We start from the raw sequence: 4312 nt of genomic DNA, 5'->3' as shown, positions 1-4312 counted from the left end.
CCGGTGGCTCACGAGGACCACGGCCGCGCCGGCGCGCGCCCGGGCGCGGAGCGCGTCGAGGATGGCGGCGCCGTTGGCGTCGTCGAGGTTGCCTGTGGGCTCGTCGGCCAGGAGCAGCGGCGGCTCGTTGAGCACGGCGCGACAGAAGGCGACCCGCTGCTGCTCGCCGCCGGAGAGCTGCGGCGGGAAGTGCTCGCTTCGGTGCGCGACGCCGAGCTCGTCGAGGAGCTCGAGCGCCCGCCGCCGCGCCGCGACGCCGTCGCGCCCCGTGTAGCGCGCCGCGAGCAGGACGTTGTCGAGCGCGGTCAGCGACGGCAGCAGCAGGAACGACTGGAAGACGAAGCCGACCGAGCGCCCGCGCGCCCGGCTCTTCGCGTTCCGGCCCAGCGCGCTCACACGCTCCTCCACGTACCACACCTCGCCGCGGTCGGCGTCCTCGAGAAGCCCCAGCACGTTCAGGAGCGTGCTCTTCCCCGAGCCCGAGGGGCCGGTGATCACGACGAACTCGCCCCCCTTCACGGTGAGATCGGCGCCCGTCAGCACCGGAACGGGCGAGCCCGACGGCGCGCGGTAGGTCTTCGCGAGGCCGCTGGCGCGCAGCACGCTACGCCCCTCGCCTGATGGCCTCGGCCGGCGAGAGGCTCACGACGCGCCACGTCGCGTATGCCGCGGCGAGAGCGCCGAGGGTCACCGAGAACACGAGCGCCCCACCGAGCAGGCGCGCCGAGAAGTGGAAGAGCTGCTGGCCCGAGCGCGCCGCGTGCGCGTCCACCGCGACCCCGAGCGCGAGCGCGAGCAGGATGCCCGCGAGCCCGCCCGCGAGGGTCACGGCGAGCGACTCCGCGAGCACCTCGCGGCCGAGCGCCCAGTCGGTCGCGCCGAGGGCGCGCTTGACGCCGAAGTCGCGGATCCGCTCGAAGACCGCCGCGGCCATCGTGTTGGCGAGCGAGAGCCCGCCGATGACGAGCGCGAGGACGCCCATCCCGGCGAGGAGCGCCGAGAAGAACGCCGTGGACGAGCGCAGGAGCGACGAGAGCTCGCTCGGGAGCTGGACGTTCACGCCGGGCACCCGCGCGAGGATGCGGCGCGCGACCGCGTCGGCGTCCTCGCCGTCCCGCCAGCCGACGGCGGCACCCGTGTTCAGGTCCGCCGCGGTCAGCGCCGCGGCGCCGGAGGCGAGCAGCGTCTGGAGGAGCTTGTCCTTCGCCACCCACTGCTCGCGCGCGTCCTCGATCGGAACGATGACGAACCGGTCGGGCGCCGTCAGCATCCGGTCGAGCACCCCGACGACCTCGAACGGCTTGCCCTCGAGGTCGAGCCGCGAGCCCACCGCGAGGCCGCGCGAGGCGGCGAAGGACGCGCCGACGACGGCGACGCGCCGGTCACCGGCGCGCAGGAAGCGTCCGGCGCGCACGGGCAGCCCGCGGTAGTGGCGGTTCGGCATCGGCACGGCGAGGTCGAGGCCGAGCACCAGCTCCTGCGTGAGCGTCATGAACTGCGAGGTCGAGGGATTGAGGGGGAGCATGACCTGCGCCTGCACTCCCGCGACGCCGTCCACCTCGGCGAGCTTCCCGATCGTCGCCGCCGGCAGGAGGCCGCCCGCCGTGAAGCCGGTGCCCATCCCCATCCCCCGCCCGGCGACGGAGATCTGGCCGAGGACGAAGCGGTCGCCGCCCTCGATGAAGCGGACGATCCGCTCGCTCATCGCGCCGAGCGCGACGAGCCCGGCGACGCCGATCGCGATGCCGGCGATCGTGAACGCGTAGCCACGCAGGATCCGGCCCAGCCCTACCACTCCAGGCGCGATTCGACGGGCCGCCCGGCGCGCCGGCGCACCCACACGTTGACGCGCGCGATCGAGAAGAGGAGCGCGAGCGACGCCCGCGTCCGCCAGCGCATCCCGAGGAACGAGCCGCCCGAGACCACGCTCAGGACCGCGTCGATCATGCCGAAGGCGCCCTTCGGCTGCAGGAACAGCTCGAAGAAGGCGGGCTCGTAGTACTTGTGGATGAACTTGAAGAACGGCCGGAGCCCGCCCCACACGCGCCGCTCGTACGCCTCGAAGCGCCGGGCTGCGAAGCGCCCGTCGGCGAGCGCCCGGTCGATCGCCCGCGCCGCCAGCTCGCCCGACTGCATGGCGACGTGCACGCCGCCCGAGAAGATCGGATCCACGAAGGCGATGGCGTCCCCCACGGCGAGGAAGCGGTCGCCGACGACCGGCTCGTTGCGATAGGAGAAGTTCGCCTCGCCGTGGATCTCGGTCACCCGCTCGGCGCCCTCGAGCTGCCCGGCGACCTTGCGGCAGCGCCGGATCATCTCGTGATAGAGCGCCTCGCGCGGCCCGGCCCACGCCTGGACCGTCTTCGCGTGCATGACGCAGCCGACGCTCGTCCGGTCGCCCGCGAGCGGGATCCACCAGAACCAGCCGCTCTCGAAGACGAAGACGCGGATGTTGCCCTCGTCGGGCGCCGGCGCCCGCCAGGCGCCGCGCCAGTGGGCGAAGAGCGCGACCTTGCCGAGGTTCGGCACCCGCTTGCGGCTGCCGACTTTCTGCGCGAGGAGCCCGGCGCGTCCGCTCGCGTCCACCAGGAAGCGCGCGCGCGTCTCCGTCCGCCGGCCGTGGCTCGCCGCGGTCACCGTGACGCCGCCCGCGTCGAAGGCGACCGACTCGACGGTGGCCGGCTGGCACACGTCGACGCCGAGCTTCCGGGCGTGCTCGAGCAGGACCGCGTCGAACTCCGCGCGCGGGACCTGGTAGGAGTAGCTCGGCCACGGCTTGTCGCGCAGGAAGTAGAAGGTGTGCTCGAGCCCCGTCTCCTGGTCGTGGAACGTGGCGCCGATCTTCTTCTGGAACCCGCGCTCGGCGATCGTCCCGTGGACGCCGAGGCGGTCGAGGATCGGCAGCGTCGCCGGCAGCAGCGACTCGCCCACGTGAAAGCGCGGGAACGGCTCGCGCTCGAAGAGGAGCACGCGGCGCCCGGCCCGCGCGAGGAACGCGCCCGTCGTTGAGCCCCCGGGCCCGCCGCCCACGACGACGACGTCGTAGCCGTCCGCGCGCGTCACGGGCGCGGCTCCTCGGGCGCGACCAGGGTGATGAGCGGCTCGCGCGCCGGCGGCACGTCGAGGCGGTCCCGCGAGCAGAGCCACGTCACCAGCGGCGAGGTGAAGTCGCGCTCCCCGGCGAGCGCCTGGGCGACGAGCAGCGCCAGGAGCGCGGGGGCCGCGAGCGTCGCCCGCGCGGCGAGCGCCGCCTGGCGCCGGCGCGGGTCGCGCCACCCGGCCGCGAGCCCAGCCACCAGGCGGCGGAGCACGGCGCCGCCGAGCGCGAGGGCCCACGCCCCCGGCGAGCCCGCGTGCGGCGCGGCCTCGCCGAGGACCTCCTCGTGGCGCGCGCGGCGCGCGGTCGCCCCGAACGGCGCGACGAGCGCCGCCCCGGCCGCGCGTGCCTCCAGGCCCCAGCGGGCGAGGGTGCGCACGGCGAGGTAGGCGCCGATGGCGACCCCGTCGCCGATCGGGTGGAATCGGCTGCGCCGGCCCGCGCGAGGGACCGTCGTCACTGGCACCTCCCGCACGGGCCAGCCGCGGAGCCCGGCGGCGACGAGCACCTCCGTCTCGAACACGAAGCCGCCGCGCCGTGGGCGGATCTCGTCGAAGAGCGCGAGCGGGTAGGCCCGGAACCCCGACTGCGTGTCCTCGAGCCCGAGCCCACTCGCCCAGTTGACGAAGAAACTGGCGACGCGGATCGCGTTCAGCCGGTCGGGGGGCAGCCGGCGCGCGTCGCCGAGTCGGCCGCCGATCACCAGCGTGTCGCTCCGCGCCGCGGCCAGCACCGCGGGGAGGTCGCCCGGGTCGTGCTGGCCGTCGCCGTCGAGCGTGACGACGAGCGAGGCCCCGCGGCTCCGAGCCGCCGCGATACCGGTGCGGATCGCCTGCCCCTTGCCCAGGCGCCGCGGGTGACGCACGACTTCCGCGCCCGCCGCGCGCGCGATCGCCGCGCTCCCGTCGCGCGAGCCGTCGTCCACGACGAGCACGGGCGCGTGGGCGAGCGCCCCCCGGACGACCCGGCCGATCGTCGCCGACTCGTCGAGGACCGGGATGACGATGAGGACGGACGTTGGAGCGGGGCCCGCGAGACCGGAGGACTCCGTGCGTGGCCTGCTCAAGGTGCGTCGTGGCTCCGCACGATCAAGGCAACATGCGTTCCACCCCTGGCGACGGCGTGGACGAGGGCCGGGCCGTGCACGCGCGCGCCGAGCGCTGCCGCGGCGACGGCGAGCGGTCCCGCGCCCGCGTGCCGGCCAAGGCGCGCGGC

4 protein-coding genes are annotated in these 4312 nt (G+C 75.4%); all 4 read right to left on the bottom strand.

Features of this window, described 5'->3' with window-relative positions:
- A partial coding sequence (locus tag VKG64_17060) for an ABC transporter ATP-binding protein (protein HKB26747.1) occupies positions 1–603 on the bottom strand: 603 nt, incomplete at its 3' end.
- Between the two features lies 1 nt (position 604).
- A complete protein-coding gene (locus VKG64_17055) occupies positions 605–1795 on the bottom strand; it encodes an ABC transporter permease (protein ID HKB26746.1) in 1191 nt (396 codons plus the stop codon).
- A complete protein-coding gene (locus VKG64_17050; protein ID HKB26745.1) occupies positions 1789–3063 on the bottom strand; it encodes an NAD(P)/FAD-dependent oxidoreductase in 1275 nt (424 codons plus the stop codon). The genes VKG64_17055 and VKG64_17050 overlap by 7 nt, the downstream gene beginning before the upstream one ends.
- Complete coding sequence (locus VKG64_17045; GenBank protein ID HKB26744.1) at positions 3060–4163, bottom strand: glycosyltransferase family 2 protein; 1104 nt, start codon at positions 4161–4163, stop codon at positions 3060–3062. The genes VKG64_17050 and VKG64_17045 overlap by 4 nt, the downstream gene beginning before the upstream one ends.
- Positions 4164–4312: the final 149 nt, after the last annotated feature.

Source organism: Candidatus Methylomirabilota bacterium (assembly GCA_035260325.1).
Taxonomy (GTDB): Bacteria; Methylomirabilota; Methylomirabilia; order Rokubacteriales; family CSP1-6; genus AR19.
This window is presented reverse-complemented; position numbering and strand designations above follow the sequence as displayed.